Annotated in this window: 17 protein-coding genes; 12 read left to right on the forward strand and 5 right to left on the reverse strand. The window is 68.7% G+C overall.

Features of this window, described 5'->3' with window-relative positions:
* From A9W99_RS04865 to A9W99_RS04905, 9 genes are all read left to right on the forward strand, one after another.
* On the forward strand, positions 1-480 hold the full coding sequence (locus A9W99_RS04865; RefSeq protein ID WP_067374273.1) for a nitroreductase family deazaflavin-dependent oxidoreductase: 480 nt from the start codon (positions 1-3) through the stop codon (positions 478-480).
* Positions 477-1,379, forward strand: a complete 903-nt coding sequence (locus A9W99_RS04870) for a 1,4-dihydroxy-2-naphthoyl-CoA synthase (protein ID WP_067374276.1) — start codon at positions 477-479, stop codon at positions 1,377-1,379. The genes A9W99_RS04865 and A9W99_RS04870 overlap by 4 nt, the downstream gene beginning before the upstream one ends.
* A gap of 85 nt (positions 1,380-1,464) precedes the next feature.
* On the forward strand, positions 1,465-2,346 hold the full coding sequence (locus tag A9W99_RS04875) for an SDR family oxidoreductase (RefSeq protein WP_067374279.1): 882 nt from the start codon (positions 1,465-1,467) through the stop codon (positions 2,344-2,346).
* 44 nt (positions 2,347-2,390) lie between these two features.
* The gene (locus A9W99_RS04880; RefSeq protein WP_067374283.1) at positions 2,391-2,798 is read left to right on the forward strand and encodes a VOC family protein; all 408 of its coding nucleotides are present in this window, start codon (positions 2,391-2,393) and stop codon (positions 2,796-2,798) included.
* A gap of 97 nt (positions 2,799-2,895) precedes the next feature.
* Entirely contained in the window at positions 2,896-4,137 is a 1,242-nt protein-coding gene (locus A9W99_RS04885) for an inorganic phosphate transporter (protein WP_067374285.1), read from the forward strand.
* Positions 4,134-4,424, forward strand: coding sequence for a hypothetical protein (locus A9W99_RS04890; protein ID WP_067374287.1), 291 nt, complete (start codon positions 4,134-4,136; stop codon positions 4,422-4,424). Before A9W99_RS04885 ends, A9W99_RS04890 begins: the two co-directional genes overlap by 4 nt.
* Before the next feature lie 50 nt (positions 4,425-4,474).
* Positions 4,475-4,786, forward strand: a complete 312-nt coding sequence (locus A9W99_RS04895; RefSeq protein WP_067374290.1) for a DUF3349 domain-containing protein — start codon at positions 4,475-4,477, stop codon at positions 4,784-4,786.
* A gap of 59 nt (positions 4,787-4,845) precedes the next feature.
* The gene (gene menE, locus A9W99_RS04900; protein WP_067374293.1) at positions 4,846-5,928 is read left to right on the forward strand and encodes an o-succinylbenzoate--CoA ligase; all 1,083 of its coding nucleotides are present in this window, start codon (positions 4,846-4,848) and stop codon (positions 5,926-5,928) included.
* Between the two features lie 11 nt (positions 5,929-5,939).
* The gene (locus tag A9W99_RS04905) at positions 5,940-7,292 is read left to right on the forward strand and encodes a hypothetical protein (protein ID WP_067374296.1); all 1,353 of its coding nucleotides are present in this window, start codon (positions 5,940-5,942) and stop codon (positions 7,290-7,292) included.
* 15 nt (positions 7,293-7,307) lie between these two features.
* On the opposite strand, the gene A9W99_RS04910 is transcribed toward A9W99_RS04905, so the two are convergent.
* Both A9W99_RS04910 and A9W99_RS04915 read right to left on the reverse strand, forming a co-directional pair.
* Positions 7,308-7,970 (reverse strand): DUF2064 domain-containing protein, encoded by a 663-nt coding sequence (locus A9W99_RS04910; RefSeq protein WP_067374299.1) that lies wholly within the window; start codon positions 7,968-7,970, stop codon positions 7,308-7,310.
* Complete coding sequence (locus A9W99_RS04915) at positions 7,967-8,623, reverse strand: glycosyltransferase family 2 protein (RefSeq protein ID WP_067374302.1); 657 nt, start codon at positions 8,621-8,623, stop codon at positions 7,967-7,969. The genes A9W99_RS04910 and A9W99_RS04915 overlap by 4 nt, the downstream gene beginning before the upstream one ends.
* Positions 8,624-8,904: 281 nt before the next feature.
* Between A9W99_RS04915 and A9W99_RS04920 the strand changes: the two genes are divergently transcribed.
* A complete protein-coding gene (locus A9W99_RS04920; RefSeq protein WP_067374305.1) occupies positions 8,905-9,573 on the forward strand; it encodes a DUF4190 domain-containing protein in 669 nt (222 codons plus the stop codon).
* Positions 9,574-9,586: 13 nt separating this feature from the next.
* On the opposite strand, the gene A9W99_RS04925 is transcribed toward A9W99_RS04920, so the two are convergent.
* Positions 9,587-11,581, reverse strand: coding sequence for a hypothetical protein (locus A9W99_RS04925; RefSeq protein WP_067374308.1), 1,995 nt, complete (start codon positions 11,579-11,581; stop codon positions 9,587-9,589).
* Positions 11,582-11,909: 328 nt separating this feature from the next.
* Here A9W99_RS04925 and A9W99_RS04930 point away from each other — a divergent pair, with 328 nt between their 5' ends.
* Positions 11,910-13,484 (forward strand): hypothetical protein, encoded by a 1,575-nt coding sequence (locus A9W99_RS04930; protein ID WP_371514918.1) that lies wholly within the window; start codon positions 11,910-11,912, stop codon positions 13,482-13,484.
* A 120-nt stretch (positions 13,485-13,604) separates the two neighbouring features.
* On the opposite strand, the gene A9W99_RS04935 is transcribed toward A9W99_RS04930, so the two are convergent.
* Positions 13,605-14,642, reverse strand: a complete 1,038-nt coding sequence (locus A9W99_RS04935; RefSeq protein ID WP_067374312.1) for an NAD(P)-dependent oxidoreductase — start codon at positions 14,640-14,642, stop codon at positions 13,605-13,607.
* Positions 14,639-15,415 (reverse strand): S-methyl-5'-thioadenosine phosphorylase, encoded by a 777-nt coding sequence (locus A9W99_RS04940; protein ID WP_253869600.1) that lies wholly within the window; start codon positions 15,413-15,415, stop codon positions 14,639-14,641. The genes A9W99_RS04935 and A9W99_RS04940 overlap by 4 nt, the downstream gene beginning before the upstream one ends.
* A 44-nt stretch (positions 15,416-15,459) precedes the next feature.
* Between A9W99_RS04940 and A9W99_RS04945 the strand changes: the two genes are divergently transcribed.
* Positions 15,460-16,326, forward strand: coding sequence for a 1,4-dihydroxy-2-naphthoate polyprenyltransferase (locus A9W99_RS04945; protein ID WP_067374318.1), 867 nt, complete (start codon positions 15,460-15,462; stop codon positions 16,324-16,326).
* Positions 16,327-16,418: the final 92 nt, after the last annotated feature.

Raw genomic sequence — 16,418 nt, forward strand, 5'->3', positions numbered from 1 at the left:
ATGGGCAACGCCGACCGGATCAAGCCGCCGTGGTGGCTGAAACCAGCGAACAAGGTCTTCATTCAGATGTCGCGGCTGGGCCTGAGCTTCGGCGGGGAAAGTCCCGTGGTGTTGACGGTTCCGGGCCGTAAGTCCGGCACCCCGCGGTCCACACCCGTCACGCCGATGACGGTCGACGGAAAGCGCTATGTCGTGGGCGGCTTCCCGGGCGCGGATTGGGTGCAAAACGTCCGCGCCGCAGGCGAAGTCACGCTGACGCGTGGCCGAAACAAAGAGCGCGTCCGGATGGTGGAGCTGTCTCCCGACGAGGCCAGGCCGCTGCTGCGGGCTTTTCCGACGGAGGTGCCGAGCGGGGTCGGTTTCATGAAGCGGTCCGGACTCGTCGAAGAAGGACACCCCGACGAGTTCGAGAAGCTGGCCGGCCGCTGCGCGGTATTCCGTTTCGACCCGATCGCCCAGGACGGAGTTCAACAGCCTTGAGTGACAACCCGTTCGACGCGAACCAGTGGCGGCCGGTCGAGGGATTCGACGACCTGACCGACATCACGTACCACCGCCACGTCGCGGACGCCACCGTACGGGTGGCCTTCGACCGGCCCGAAGTTCGCAACGCGTTTCGCCCGCATACCGTCGACGAGCTGTATCGCGCGCTCGATCACGCCCGGATGTCTGCCGACGTGGGAGTGGTGCTGCTGACCGGCAACGGGCCCTCCCCCAAGGACGACGGCTGGGCGTTCTGTGCCGGCGGCGATCAGCGCATTCGCGGGCGCTCGGGGTATCAATACGCCAGCGGAGACACCGCGGACACGGTTGACGCAGCGCGCGCCGGCCGGTTGCACATCCTCGAGGTACAACGACTGATCCGGTTCATGCCCAAGGTGGTCATCTGCCTGGTCAACGGATGGGCGGCCGGCGGCGGGCACAGCCTGCACGTGGTGTGCGACCTCACCCTGGCCAGCCGCGAGCACGCCCGCTTCAAGCAGACCGACGCCGACGTCGGCAGCTTCGACGGCGGCTACGGCAGCGCCTACCTGGCCCGGCAGGTGGGACAGAAGTTCGCCCGCGAGATCTTCTTCCTGGGCCGCCCGTATACCGCCGAGCAGATGCACCAGATGGGCGCGGTCAACGAGGTCGTCGACCATGCCGAGCTGGAGCGCGCCGGTGTGCAGTGGGCGAGCGAGATCAACGCGAAATCGCCTCAGGCGCAACGCATGCTGAAGTACGCGTTCAATCTGCTCGACGACGGGCTGGTGGGTCAGCAGCTGTTCGCCGGGGAGGCCACCCGGTTGGCCTACATGACCGACGAGGCCGTGGAGGGCCGCGACGCGTTCCTGCAGAAGCGCCCACCGGACTGGAGCTCATTCCCGCGCTACTTTTAGCTCACGCCGCTGAAATGACGGCAGCGCGCAGGAGTGCGAGAGGAGGGCATGCTGGCGTCGATCTCGGCGAAATTAGACTCCCCCAGTGAGCAAAAGTCCACTTCGCCGGTTGTCCGAACAGATCGCGCTGGCCAGCATGCGCCCGCCGGCTGCCCCGCAGCTGCTGAGTAACCGCCCCGCGATCAAGCCGGTCAGCCTCGAGGGCAAACGTGTCCTGATCACCGGCGCCTCGTCGGGCATCGGCGAGGCGGGTGCCGAGCTGTTCGCCAAACACGGCGCCACCGTGGTCGCTGTGGCCCGCCGCCAGGACCTCCTGGACGCCGTGGCCGACCGCATCACCGCCGCGGGCGCCCGGGCAATGTCGATTCCGTGCGACCTTTCGGACATGGACGCCATCGACGCGCTGGTGGCCGACGTCGAAAAGCGCATCGGCGGCATCGACATCCTGGTCAACAACGCCGCCCGGTCGATACGACGACCGCTGGCCGAATCGCTGGAACGCTGGCACGACGTCGAGCGGATCACGGTGCTCAACTATTACGGCCCGCTGCGGCTGATCCGCGGCTTCGCGCCCGGAATGCTCGAGCGCGGCGACGGCCACATCATCAACGTCTCGACTTGGGGCGTGATGTCGGAGGCGTCGCCGATGTTCGGGGTGTACAACGCGTCGAAAGCTGCCCTGACGTCCATCAGCCGGGTCGTGGAAACCGAGTGGGGCCGAAAAGGGGTGCACTCGACGACGCTGTACTACCCACTGGTGGCCACCCCGATGATCAAACCGACGAAGGCCTATGACGGAATGCCCGCGCTGACCCCGGCGGAAGCGGCCGAATGGATGGTCAACGCCGCCCGCACCCGGCCGGTGCGGATCGCGCCGCGGATGGCCGTCGCCCTCGACGCGCTCAACACCGTCGGCCCGCGTTGGGTCAACGCGCTGATGGAGCGGCGCGCCAGCCACTTGAAGTAGCTCCCCGACCTTGGCACGACGTCCGACGTGGTAGACACGACCTCATGGATATCCTGGCCAGCCGGATGCTGCTCCGGCCGGCGGACTATCAACGGTCACTGAGCTTCTACCGCGACCAGATCGGCCTGGCGATCGCACGTGAATACGGGGCCGGCACAGTGTTTTTCGCGGGCCAGTCTTTGCTGGAGCTGGCCGGATACGGCGACCCGGACCACTCCCGAGGCCCTTTTCCCGGTGCCCTGTGGCTGCAGGTGCGCGACGTCCGCGCGACGCAGGCCGAGCTGGAAAGCCGCGGTGTGGCGATCGCCCGCGAGGCGCGCCGGGAACCGTGGGGTCTGCACGAGATGCATGTCACCGACCCGGACGGCATCACCCTGATTTTCGTCCAGGTACCAGGCGATCATCCATTGCGCCGCGACACCCGTGCGCAGCCCCGGGGAACGGACGGTTAACGACGAACTAATATCTGGCGACGACTCGCGATATACCCGCGATTCGCCTCTCCGCCCATTCGACAATCGAATCCCCCGACCACCAGAATCAGGCGCTGTGAACATCGAACTGTTCCTCTTGATCATCGTCGTGATCACTGCATTGGCGTTCGACTTCACCAACGGCTTCCACGACACCGGCAATGCCATGGCGACCTCGATCGCCAGCGGCGCGCTGGCGCCCAAGGCAGCGGTCGCCCTGTCCGCGGTGCTCAACCTGCTGGGTGCGTTCTTGTCCACGGCCGTCGCGGCGACCATTGCCAAGGGCCTGATCGACGCGAACCTGGTGACGCTGGAGTTGGTGTTTGCCGGCCTGGTCGGCGGCATCGTCTGGAATCTGTTGACCTGGCTGCTCGGTATCCCGTCCAGCTCGTCGCACGCACTGATCGGCGGGATCGTCGGCGCCACCATCGCCGCCGTCGGCGGGCACGGGGTGATCTGGAAGGGCGTGGTGTCCAAGGCGATCATCCCGGCCGTCGTGTCCGCGGTGCTGGCGGTCATCGTCGGCGCGGCAGCGACGTGGCTGGTGTACCGGATCACCCGCGGTGTCCCGGAAAAGCGCACCTCGAGCGGGTTCCGCCGCGGCCAGATCGGCTCGGCGTCGCTGGTCTCGCTGGCTCACGGCACCAACGACGCGCAGAAGACGATGGGCATCATCTTCCTGGCGCTCATGTCGTATGGGGCGGTCAGCAAGTCCGCAACCACGCCTCCGCTGTGGGTCATCGTGAGTTGCGCGGTAGCCATGGCCACGGGCACGTACCTGGGTGGCTGGCGGATCATCCGCACCCTGGGCAAGGGGCTGGTCGAGATTCAGTCGCCGCAGGGTATGGCCGCCGAATCGTCTTCGGCCGCAGTGATTTTGCTGTCTGCGCACTTCGGCTACGCGCTGTCGACGACGCAGGTCTGCACCGGTTCGGTGCTGGGCAGCGGGCTGGGCAAGCCGGGCGGCGAGGTGCGCTGGGGAGTGGCCGGCCGGATGGCGACGGCGTGGCTGGTCACCCTTCCGCTGGCCGGGCTGGTCGGGGCGATCACCTATTTGATCGTCCACCTCATCGGCGGATACCCGGGCGCGATCATCGGCTTCTCGCTGCTGGTGGCGATCTCCGGCACCATCTACCTGCGGTCGCGCCGAGTCAAGGTCGACCACAACAACGTCAACGCCGAATGGGAAGGCAGCCTCACCGCCGGGCTCGACGCATCGGCCGAGCCGCCCCCACTCGATATGGGCCCTAAGTCGGGCGCGCCCGCGCCGCCCCACGGCTCAGATGACGACGCTCTGCCCGCGCGGACCGCATCATGAGCGCCTGGTTCAACTACCAAGCCACGCTCAAAATCCTGGTCTTCAGCATGCTGGCCGGCGCCGCGCTGCCCGCGCTGTTTGCCTTCGGCGTGCGCCTGCAGGCCCTCGGCGCCGGCGCGATCGGTATCGGCGGTGCCACACCGAAACGGAACCCGGTGCTGATCGTCCTCGCCTGGCTGATCTACGCGTTGGTGGTTGCGGTAGTAGTGCTCGGCGTGCTCTACATCGCCCGCGATTTCATCGCACATCACCTCGGCTATCCGTTTCTCGGCGCAAAACCCAAGTAGCATCGAATCGTCGTCCCCCGGAGTGCTGAGCCAACGCGCGGAGTAAGAGCGTGAACCGATTTCTCACCTCGATCGTCTCGTGGCTGCGCGCGGGATATCCCGAGGGCATTCCCCCGACCGACTCCTTCGCGGTACTCGCCTTGCTGGCGCGCAGATTGAGCAACGACGAGGTCAAGCTAGTCGCCAACGAGCTGATGCAGCGCGGTGAATTCGATCAGATCGACATCGGCGTGGTGATCACCCAATTCACCGACGAGCTGCCGTCACCGCAGGACATCGAGCGAGTCCGAACACGGTTGGCCGCCAAGGGCTGGCCGCTCGACGACGCCCGCGACACACCCGGCAATGGAGAGCGCGCATAGCCGTCCTGCGTGCGCTCAGCGTCCCGCCGGGCGGTGCCGTCCAGACGTTGCTGCCGGCCATGCAACGGGCGCTCGACGGCCGTGACTCCGCGCTGATCCCGGTGCCGCCGCAGCAGGAACTCCATGCCGCCATGCGAGTCGGAGAAGCTATCGACGACGACGTGGCCCTGGTCGTTACGACGTCGGGAACCACCGGTATCCCCAAGGGCGCGATGCTGAGCGCCGATGCGCTGGCCGCCAGCGCGTCGGCCACCCACGACCGCCTCGGCGGCCCGGGCCGCTGGCTACTGGCGGTGCCGCCGTATCACATCGCCGGCGTGCAGGTACTGGTGCGCAGCGTGCTCGCCGGTACCGCGCCCGTCGAGCTGGACGTGTCGGGCGGCTTCGACATCGCCGAATTACCCACTGCGGTAAGGCGATTGGGTTCCCACAGGCGATACACGTCGCTGGTCGCCAACCAGTTGGCCAAGGCGCTCACCGACCCGGCTGCGACGGCTGCGCTGGCCGAATTGAATGCCGTGCTGATCGGCGGCGGACCGTTGCCGCGGCCCGTCCTCGATGCCGCCACGGCCGCCGGCATCGCCGTGGTGCAGACCTACGGAATGAGCGAAACCGCCGGCGGCTGCGTTTACAACGGCGTTCCCCTGGCCGGGGTACGAGCCCGAGTGGCGAACGACGGCCGCATCGTTCTCGGCGGGGCCACTTTGGCCAAGGGTTATCGCAACCCGGTCGATCCCGACCCGTTCGCCGAGCCGGGCTGGTTCCGCACCGACGACCTTGGCGCCCTGGATGATTCGGGCGTGCTGACCGTGCTGGGACGTGCCGACGACGCGATCAGCACCGGCGGGCTGACCGTGCTGCCTGAACCCGTCGAGGCCGTGCTGTGTACCCATCCCGCCGTCCGCGAGTGTGCGGTTTTCGGCGTCGCGGACGACCGGCTGGGCCAGCGGGTGGTCGCCGCGGTCGTGGTGCGCGACGGGTGCCCAGCGCCCACCTTGGACGCGCTGCGCGAGCATGTGACCCACACACTGGACGCCACCGCCGCGCCGCGCGAACTGCACGTCGTCGACGCGCTGCCCCGCCGCGGCATCGGCAAGGTGGACCGCGCCGCGTTGACGCACCGGTTCGCCCGCGATCAATAGGCTGTTCGACCGTGAAGGTGGCGCGCCGAGAAGTAATTGCGGTAGCGGCCGGAGCCTTGTTGGTGGCAGCCGCGGTGATCCTGCCGCGGATGCACCTGGGCATCGACCCGCGCCGCGACACCGGCGTGGACCGGTTCGGCACACGGGCCGGCGCAACGCCGATCTTCGGCTATTGGGACGTCCATGCCGGCTGGGGAACCGTTCCGGCGATCCTCCTCGGCCTGGCCGTCGTGCTGTGGGGAACTTCTGTGGCACAACGCCTTTCGTGGCGGATGCTGACCCTGTGCAGCTGGGTCACCGCCGGCGTGTGGGCGTTCGCGCTGGCGATGATCGACGGCTGGCAGCACGGCTTCGCCGGCCGGCTGACCACCCGCGACGAATACCTGTCGCAGGTGCCCGGCATCACCGACATCCCCGCCACCGTGCGCACGTTCGCCAGCCGGATCCTTGACTTCCAGCCGGATTCCTGGGCCACTCACGTCTCGGGCCATCCCCCGGGCGCACTATTGACGTTCGTCTGGCTGGACCGCATCGGACTGCGCGGCGGCGCATGGGCCGGGCTGCTGTGTCTGCTGATCGGCTCGAGCGCGGCGGCGGCAGTGGTGGTGGCCGTCCGGGCGCTGACCGGCGAGCGGACCGCGCGGCGCGCCGCGCCGTTCGTCGTGGTGGCACCGACGGCGATCTGGGTCGCGGTATCGGCCGACGGGTACTTCGCCGGAGTCGCGGCGTGGGGCATCGCGCTGTTGGCATTGGCGGTACACGGCAGGGTCCGGTTCCCCGCGTTGGCAGCCGCTGGGGCCGGCCTGCTGCTGGGCTGGGGCGTGTTTGTCAGTTACGGCTTGATGCTGATCAGTCTGGCGGCGTTGGCGGTGCTGGTGTCGGCCGCGGATTGGCGCGCGTCGCTGCGGGCGCTCGGTCCGGCAACGCTGGCTGCGATAGCGGTTGCAGTCACCTTCGCCGTCGCCGGATTCGACTGGTTCGACGGCTATACCCTTGTGCAGCAACGCTATTGGCAGGGCATCGCGAAAGATCGGCCGTTCCAGTACTGGTGGTGGGCCAACCTGGCGTGCGTCGTATGCGCGATCGGGCTGGGCAGCGTCGCCGGATCGAGCCGCGTTTTCGACAACGCCGCCATCCGTCGGCGATCGGGTTTTCACCTGTTGTTGCTGGCGATGCTGGCCGCCATCGTGTTCGCCGACATGAGCATGCTCAGCAAGGCCGAGACCGAACGAATCTGGCTGCCCTTCACCATCTGGCTGACTGCGGCGTCTGCATTGCTGCCGGTAAGGACGCACCGGGTTTGGTTAGCGCTCAACGTCGTTGGGGCCCTGCTGGTGAACAGCGTCATCTTCACCAATTGGTAGGACCGAGCCCTTCGGTCAGAGTCCGGCCGCCCGGGTGACGCGCGCAAACCGACTGCCGGGCGCGCAGGCATCACGCACGCCGGCGACGTCCTCGACGAGATCGAAGTCCGCCAGCTGTTCAACCATTTTCACGGCAATACCGTTGTCGCGCAATGCCGTCAATGTGCGCTGCCCGGTCTGGGGCTGTGACATGGGAACGCTGCGCAGGCATTCGGCCATTGCGGGCGTCTGCACTCCGAGCACCCACCAGCCGCCGTCGCAGGCCAACCCGAGCACCGCCGGCGCCGCCAGCAGCCGGCGCGCGCAACCGGTCAACAAGACGGCAGTGACCTGCGGGGTGTCCATGCCGATCTGCAGCACCGGAGATCCGTCGGCCGAGTCGGCGTGTGCGTTGGCCAGCCGGTCGGCGAAGCCGTCGCCACGCTGCTCGATCACCGTGAACGATGCGAGCCGCGAACGGATCTCGGCGCCGCTGACGGCCGCGTCCAGGTCGCCGGTGAGCGCCACCACCCGCGCGGCCGACGGCGTGCTCGCCACCGCGTCCAGGGTGTCCAGCAAGGCGGCGGCCGCGATCTCGGCGGCGACTCGATCGCCGACGGACGCCGCGAGCCGAGTCTTGGCGCGGCCAGGTTCCGGCGCCTTGGCGACTACCAACAGGGTCACCGGCAGGCCACTCAAGAAATCACCTTCCAGAAGTCCAGGATCGCGGTGACGCTGCCCCGCAGCGAGCCGCTGACCTTCGACTTGCCGCCCGTCCTCGGACCGTAGCTGATATCGAGCTCGACGACGCGCCAGCCGGCGGCCGCGGCACGAACCAGCAGTTCCAGCGGATATCCCGACCGTCGATCGACGACACCCAGCTTCAGCAGATCGGCTCGCCGGGCCACCCGCATCGGGGCGATGTCGTGCACCGGCAGGCCATGCCGAGTGCGCAGCCGCCAGCTCATCACCACGGTGCCGATCCGGGCGACCCACGGCCAGTGCAGCCCCGGCACCGGACGCCGCCGGCCGGTCACCAGATCGGCGCCGAGGCCCAACTCGGCGACCAGCCGGGGCAGGTCAGCGGCATCCATCGAACCGTCGGCATCGATGACGGCCACGATCGGCGTCGTCGCCGCGACCACGCCCGCATGCACCGCCGCGCCATAACCGGGCCGCGGTTCGGCGACCACCTCGGCTCCGTGTCGGCGTGCGACCGCGGCGGTGTCGTCGGTGCTGTTGTTGTCGACCACCAATGCCCGGTAGCCATCGGGAATGGCGGCCAGCACCGCAGGCAGCGACTCCTCCTCGTCGAGGCAAGGCAGCACCACCGTCACCGCGTCCCCGGGCATGGCAACCGACACTAGCGCGGGCCGGAACCTTCGGAATCGTCGCCATGGAAATCGATTTGCTGCGCCTGAAGCGGGGAGCGGCGACTTTCCCACCTCGCCCAGAATTTCCTTGCCGGCTGTGGTTAACTGTGGCCCGGGGGGCGTGCCAGTGCACCGAGCCGGTGATGACGCGCGTGCCGATCGCCTCGCCGAACGGGGCTGTCGTCGACCGGGGCCCAAGCCGAGAACAGCAATCATCCAGTTGACGCAGTCGCGGCAACCCGAGCACACAGGAAGCACCGATGCAGCCCTTTGACGAACACCCAACGCAGGCAGCCCCATTCCAGTCGCCCAACTATCCGCCGCCGCCCGGTGATCCGGCCGGGATCAATTACGGATATGCGCCGCCGGCTCCGGGCCCCTACGCGCCGTATCCGATGGCCCGGCCGACCAACACGATGGCCATCGTGGCGTTGGTGACCTCGCTGATCATCGCCCCGCTGGGCATCATCTTCGGCCACATCTCGCTCTCCCAGATCAAGCGGTCCGGCGAGGACGGCCGTGGCCTCGCGATCGCGGGCACTGTAATCGGCTATGTGGGAACACTTTTCGCCGTCATCAGCATTGTCTTCGTGGTGGTGGTGATGGGCACGGCGGTCCACCGGGCCGGCAGCCACCACCGCTACACGACGCCGGCGACTACCTCGTATTCCCCGGTCGGCGTTCCGGATGCTTCGGCGGAGGCGATCAAGAACGCCGAAGTCGGCGATTGCATCAGGCGGATCTCAGGGGCACGGAGAAGCGACGGCACCATGGACGTGACGGTCTATCCCGCCACCTGCGGATCCAGTTCCGCCACCGACAAAGTCATCAAGCGCACCACCAGCACCTCCAATTGCACTGGTGGCCAATGGGTTCAGACGAAGGCCTATTCGCCGCCGATCGTGCTCTGCCTGTCCAAGCTGCGGTAGAGCGCTCGAGCACTCAGCCGCCACCGCCGCCGGGAAACCTCGGGAACTGCGGCCTGGGCTGAGGCTGCTGCGGCACCTGCGGCACCTGCGGTTTGGGCTGAGGTTGCACGGTAGGCACCTGCTGCTGGGTCTTCGGCGGGGCCACGGTCGGTTGCTGCGTCTGCGTTTTCGGCGGGGCAACGGTCGGCTGCTGCGTGCTGGGCGGCGGTGCCACCGACGTTTGCTTAGGCGTCGGAGCCACCGTCGTCTGCTGGGTCGGCGGCTGCGCGGAAGTCGTCTGCGGCACCTCCGATGTTGGCTGCTTGCTGGTCGTCGGGATCGACGTGCTGGGCGCGGAGGGCGTGCCGGACGGTGTAGACGGCGCCAGCGGCTTGGTCGACGGCGTCACCGGTGTAGATGGGGTCGCCGGAGTGCTCGGCGTCGGCGGCGTCGACGGCGTGGTCACCAACGGCTGCTTGCTCGGGGTCGACGGAGTCGGGGTCACGGGCGTCGTCGAACCGGATTGACCGGTCGGCTTCTGCGGTGTGGGCGGTATGAATGGCGGCGGCACGAAGATCGGTGGCGGCCGCCAGCCCGGGAACGGAATGAAGATCGGGACCGGGATCGGCATCCTCGGGTCGGGCACAAAGCCGGGCACCGGCGCCGGCGCGGGCGCGACCTGCGCGGGCACCACGGGCGCCTCCACCGGGCCGGCCGGCCCACCGCCTCCACTGGGCGCGGCCAGCTGTGGCGGAATGTAGCCGTTGGCGTCGGGAACGACGCCGCCCTGGTACCCCAGGTTGGGCGAGTCAACCGGGGGCGGCGGCACCGGGGCCTGCTGCTGCGTCGGCAACAGCGGCATGAACTTGCCCGGGGCGGCGTTTTGGTGCCCCAGCACCGGCTGGGAAGCCGCGGTCGGCCGGACGGTCACCGCGACCGCGACGGCCAGCGACGCCAAGCCGATCACCGCGAACGCCACGACGGCGTTGCCGATCAGCACGGATCCCCGGCTGAGCTTCTCCGGTTCCTCCGCTTCCTCGTCGTCGACGAATTCGTCGCCGTACTCGTCTTCGAACGGCAGCAGCTCGTGCTCGTCGGTCATCGAATACGCCAGCTGCTGTTCCTCGCCGCCGGCGGGGGTCGGCGCGGCCGGGGTGTACGCGGTCGCGTCCGCGCCGTAAGCCTGGGGTGACATGGCGGCGGTCGCGTCCGCGCCGTAAGCCTGCGGGGACATCGCCGTCGCGTCGCCGAATGCCTGAGGCGACATCGCCGTCGCGTCGGCGCCGTACGCCAGCGGCGACATGGCCGTCGCGTCCGCGCCGTACGCCAGCGGCGACATGGCCGTCGCGTCGCCATACGCCTGACCGGACAATGCCGCCGCGGGCAGAGCCGACATCGCCGCGCCACGGGCTATCGCGAACGTGGGGTCCTCGGGCACCGACACCCGCATCGTCGACGCGTCCCGCAACTGATCAGCAACCTGCGAGGTGAGCTCGGAAGACGAGCCCACCAGGTAGACGTCGCGCACCCCGCCGGCCTGGTCACCGAGCCTCGCCATCATGGTGTCCAAGGCACCGGTCGCGTCGCCTCCGGCAAACGGCCCGGCGGCCAGCACCGTCGGCGGCGACTCGGGGTCGTCGACCGTCGCCGCGGGCGCCAGCAGCGTCGCCGCCTCGTCGCCGACCACCAGCACCGCTGAGCCCTGCGGACCGGCGGTGCGCATCAGGGCCGTCGCGGCCTGCTGCTCCCCCAGGACCACGACGTTCTGCACGCCGGAGTGCTCCAGCGCTTGACGCAGCTGGTCCGACCTAGGACCGTCCGACCAGCACAAACGGGTGGCGACCAGGCGGTGGTGTTCGTCGGCCAGCAGTTGGTTGGTGCCGACGACGGTCTCGGTCAGCCTCTCGATCGGGTGGTCATCCAGGTCGACGACCGATTGGTCGATGACGTCGCCACCGCCGGCGCCCGCCCCGACAAGAGCCACGCGGGCAACGCGGTCTGCGACCGCCACCCCCAAAACGACGTCCATCGCGGCTCTCCTTCGCCTGGCCACCCCGCAACCAGCAATGTCCCAGCATCATTACACTGCGATACCGTCGGCAGTATCCAACATCCGGATTAGATTCACCTATGAACGCAGCGTAACCAGGTTGCCACAGCCGTACGGCACACTGGGATGGTCACCGCAGAGCAACCTTTGTGGATTTCGGTGTTCGCGGCCCCTGCCGCGCCGTCCGAACGGAGAATATGGTCTCAAGAGAGCATCCGCACAAGGTGTGCTCCGCGCCGACAACAACCGTCCTTGATCACCGGGGGGCCTTGTGAGCCAGAGCAGCTACGACGCGCCTACCGGCCCGATCCGCGGCGGGGCTCCGGCAGCGCCCGTGCAGGCGGCCGGCCCGGGCGGCCCGGCCGGAGAGCCGGTGCGGCGGCGTAACGTCACCCGCGACCTGATCGCTGCCGGGTTGCTCGTCCTCGCGCCGTTCCTGCCCTGGAATCTGTACTTCGGCGTCGGCGTCCCGGACAGCAAGACCGTCCTGTTCGCGGTTCTGGCGGCGGTGACTCTGGTTTCCCTCATCGGGATCGCAGTCCCGGCGGGACGGCTGCGGCTCCTGCTGAACGTCCCCTACTGGCTGCTGGTGCTCGCTTTCATCGGGTACGACGTGTACGAGACGATTCGTTCCGGGGGCAGCGTGCACGTGCCGGGCGGCGTCGGGCCGGGGGCATGGCTGGGGATGGCGGGCTCGGTGCTGAGCGCGCAACCGCTGATCATCGGCCCGGCCGCCGCTGTAGAGACGCCCGACGGGTGGTCGCGGTCCGCCCGGGTGATCGGCTACGTGTCGATGATCGGTGCCACCCTCAGCTCGGGGTTCAACCTGTTCTGGCGGGTGCGGTTCGCAATGCACGACACGACCGGCGCCGGCTTCGGCAAGCAGAACATCGTGGTGATCGTCACCGCGACGGTGTACGGCCTGGTGGCGTGGGTCGCCGTGCTGATCGCATCCCGATGGCTCGTCAAAAGCACCAAAGCGGCCCACCTCGCGCTCGTCGCGCTCGGGGCGTCGGCCCTGGTGGCCGGGCCGCTGGTGTGGTTCCTGCCCATCGGTCGCGACATCGACTCCTTCCACGGCATTGCGCAGAACACGTCGACGGCCGGGGTGGGGTACGAGGGATATCTGGCGTGGGCCGTCGGCGCCGCGATATTCGCACCTCGGGTGTTACCCGGTTACCGTCGCGGCGGCCCGGACGACGCCGTCCCCTGGCGGAACGCGGCCCGCATGGGCTGCACGCTCATCGTCGTGTGGTGCGTGGGGTCGGCGCTGATGCGGATCACCGACTTCACCGGCGCGGTAATTCTGAACTACCCCTACTCGCGCTACGACTCCATGACGCTGGCTGCTTTTGATTTGGCCACCGCGGCGTTGGCGATCTGGCTTCGGATCAAACTGGCTACCACTTCGATACCGACCCGATTGACCACGTCGCTGACCGGGCTGCTCGTCACGATCGGCATCGCGCGCGTCGTGCTGGGCGTCTGGCTGGCGCCACGGTTCGTGGTGCCCCCGGGTGGCGGCGGCTGGAACAACCCGGTTTACGGCAACAACCTCGCGCATCAGATCACCAGCACCTTCGACGTGGCACTGTGCGGGCTGGCGCTGGGCATCCTGCTCGCCGTCAGGATCAGCGGTCACCTCAGCGGCCGCCGGCGTCGTCGGCGCAGGCGCCGCGTCCCCGTTCCCGCGGCCAGGCAGGCGGGCCAGGGAGTGTCACCGCCGCCGTCGGCTGCGGCGACAACCCGCATTCCGGCCGGTGGGGAACCGCAGCTGGCCGGCTCCGGCGCGCCACGCATCTTCCGGGGAGATGACTCGGCCACCCAGCAGATATCCCTAAAGCGGCCAACGCCAAAGATCTACCGCCCACCGCAGAGCTGAGGCTCGTTTCGGCTTTGGGTGTGAATCCTGGGCTTCGGGTGTGTGGTCAAGGCGGGAACTCTCGCGCCGGTTCCCGCCCTACGCTCACACCGAAAGCCACCAGTTCACACCGAAAACCCTTCACCGCAGCGGCGCAAAGGCGAATTCGCGCAGACCGTCCCGCGGATCGACAGCCGCGCGAAAACCCAGCGCCTCGGCCGCTCGGCTGGGGTCGGCCACGATGTGGCGCACGTCGCCGCTGCGGTATTCGCCGGTGATCACCGGCTGCACGGCGCCGCCGCGCGCATCACACAAAGCGGAGGCGACCTGAAGGATGGAGACTGGCCGCCCCGAGCAGACGTTGACAGCGGTGAACCCGTCCCGCTCGGAGGTGGCGTCGGCGGCCAGAAGATTGGCCGCGGCCACGTCGTCCACGTGGACGAAGTCGCGCATCTGCCGTCCATCCTCGAAAACCCTTGGCGGCTGGCCCTTTTCGAGTGCCGAACGGAAGATCGCCGCCACCCCGGAGTACGGGGTATCGCGCGGCATGCCCGGTCCGTAGACGTTGTGGTAGCGCAACGCCAGCACCGAGCCGCCCGTCGCCTCCGACCACGCCAGCGCGAAGTGCTCCTGCGCGGTCTTGCTGGCCGCGTACAGGCTGCGCGGGCGCAGCGGGGCGTCCTCGTCGACGAGCCGCCATACGACCGCCGACCCGCACACCGGGCAGCGATGCTCGAAGATTCCAGCGTCGAGGTCGGCGCGCTGGCGCGGCAACGGCTCGACCGGTCCATGTTCGGGGCAGTCGTAGTTGCCCTGCCCGTAGACCACCATCGACGACGCCAGCACCAGACGCCGCACTCCGGCCGCGAACATCTGCGCCAGCAGCACCGTGGTCGCGAAGTCGTTGTGGCCGCCGTAGGCGGGAGCGTCCCCGGCGTCCACACCGGCCCCTACCATCGCGGCCTGGTGACAGACCAGGTCCACGCCGGCCAACAGCGGCGTGAGGGCGTCGGCGTCGCGGATGTCGATCTGCCGGCAGTCGGGCGGCAATACCGGGTCTGCGCCGTGGGCGGCGGGCAGCAGTGCGTCGGCGGCGATCACCTCGTGCCCCGCCGCCCGCAACGCCTCGTCCACCCGGGAGCCGATGAACCCGGCGGCACCGGTGAGCAACACCCTCACGGCAGCTCGATGGGCAGCGTGACACCGGTGTGCGCCAGGCAGTGCGTGCAGGCGCGCTCGACGTCGACCCGGCCGATGGCAGCCCGGACCAGCTTTTTGAACGGCTCCATGTTCTTTTGGAATTGGGCGAACACGTCGACGGCTTTGACGCCTTCGCCGGCCGCCACACCGGCGTCCAGGTCGGTCACCAAAGCGATTGCGGCATAGCACATTTCGAGTTCGCGGGCCAGCACCGCCTCCGGATAACCGGTCATGTTGACCAGGCTGAATCCGGCGGAGGCGAACCACCGGCTTTCGGCGCGGGTGGAAAACCGCGGCCCCTGGATCACCACCATGGTGCCGCCGTCGAACACACCGGGCAGACCGGTGGCCGCCGCGCGCAGTGTCGGGCAGTACGGATCGGCGAAGTCGACGTGGATGGCGCCGGAGTCGAAATAGGTGTCGGCGCGGCCGGTGGTCCGGTCGACCAGCTGGTCTGGCACCACGACGACGCCGGGACCCAGTTCGGGTTTCAGGCTGCCGACCGCGCACGGCGCGAACACCCGCCGCACGCCGAGCGCGCGCAGGGCCCACATGTTGGCCCGGTAGGGCACGGTGTGCGCCGAGAATTCGTGGTTTGCGCCATGGCGGGGCAGGAAGGCGACTTCGTGCTGGTCGATGAAGCCGATTGTGATCGGGCCGCTGGGTTTGCCGTAGGGCGTGTCCGGATACAGAGTGCGTTCGTCGGAGCCGAGGAAGGTGTAGAAACCGCTGCCGCCGATGACTCCGAGCATCCGCCCATTCTGGTGCATGGGACGCGATGCCTTAGTTTGCCTTGGTGGCCACTTTTACCCAGTGGATATCCGGTGCCCGTCCACGCACGCTGCCCAACGCGGTGGCGCCCGTCGTCGCGGGCACCGGTGCCGCGGCCTGGCTGCACTCCGCGGTGTGGTGGAAAGCGCTGCTGGCACTGGTTGTCGCGGTATCGCTGATCGTCGGGGTCAACTACGCCAACGACTACTCCGACGGCATTCGTGGCACCGACGACGACCGGGCCGGGCCGGTGCGGCTGGTGGGCTCGCGGCTGGCGACCCCGCGGGCGGTGCTGACCGCAGCGGTCGCGGGGCTGGCGGTCGGCGCGGTGGCCGGGTTGGTTTTGGCGCTGGTGAGCGCGCCGTGGCTGATCGCCGTCGGCGCGGGCTGCATCGCGGGGGCGTGGCTGTACACCGGCGGGTCGCGGCCGTACGGCTATGCGGGTTTCGGCGAACTCGCGGTGTTCGTGTTCTTCGGCCTGGTCGCCGTGCTGGGCACGCAGTACACCCAGGCGTTACGGGTGGACTGGGTGGGCTTAGTGCTGGCGACGGCGACGGGCGCATTGTCGTCGTCGGTGCTGGTGGCCAACAATCTGCGGGACATCCCCACCGACGCGCAATCGGGCAAGTTGACCCTGGCCGTGCGGCTGGGCGACGCCCGCACCCGGGTGTTCTATCAAGTGCTGCTGGCGGTCGCCGGGGTGCTGACGCTGGTTTTGATGCTCGCGACGCCGTGGTGTGCGGTCGGGCTTTTGGCCACGCCGCTGGCGCTGCGCGCCGCCGGCCCGGTGCGCTCCGGTCGCGGGGGCCGGGATTTGGTTCCGGTGCTGCGTGACACCGGGCTGACGATGGTGGTGTGGGCGACCGCGGTGGCAGCGGCTCTGGCCTGGTGAGGCAGCCCCGAAGCCCCGAAATCGGCCATTGCGGGGGGCTTTTGCGACTGCTCAGCCAGCAATGTCTACAGTCAGATAACAGCAACTGAGGA

The sequence above is a fragment of the Mycobacterium sp. 1164966.3 genome (assembly GCF_001665395.1).
Lineage (GTDB): Bacteria > Actinomycetota > Actinomycetes > Mycobacteriales > Mycobacteriaceae > Mycobacterium.

Excerpts from the sequence above, each read along its gene's own strand:
- A9W99_RS04865 (WP_067374273.1), top strand. The coding sequence starts at position 1 with ATGGGCAACGCCGACCGGATCAAGCCGCCGTGGTGGCTGAAACCAGCG.
- A9W99_RS04940 (WP_253869600.1), bottom strand. The coding sequence starts at position 15,415 with ATGCTCGGAGTCATCGGCGGCAGCGGTTTCTACACCTTCCTCGGCTCC.
- A9W99_RS04915 (WP_067374302.1), bottom strand. The coding sequence starts at position 8,623 with ATGCCCGGGGACGCGGTGACGGTGGTGCTGCCTTGCCTCGACGAGGAG.
- A9W99_RS04880 (WP_067374283.1), top strand. The coding sequence starts at position 2,391 with ATGGATATCCTGGCCAGCCGGATGCTGCTCCGGCCGGCGGACTATCAA.
- A9W99_RS04920 (WP_067374305.1), top strand. The coding sequence starts at position 8,905 with ATGCAGCCCTTTGACGAACACCCAACGCAGGCAGCCCCATTCCAGTCG.
- menE (WP_067374293.1), top strand. The coding sequence starts at position 4,846 with ATGCAACGGGCGCTCGACGGCCGTGACTCCGCGCTGATCCCGGTGCCG.
- A9W99_RS04925 (WP_067374308.1), bottom strand. The coding sequence starts at position 11,581 with ATGGACGTCGTTTTGGGGGTGGCGGTCGCAGACCGCGTTGCCCGCGTG.
- A9W99_RS04890 (WP_067374287.1), top strand. The coding sequence starts at position 4,134 with ATGAGCGCCTGGTTCAACTACCAAGCCACGCTCAAAATCCTGGTCTTC.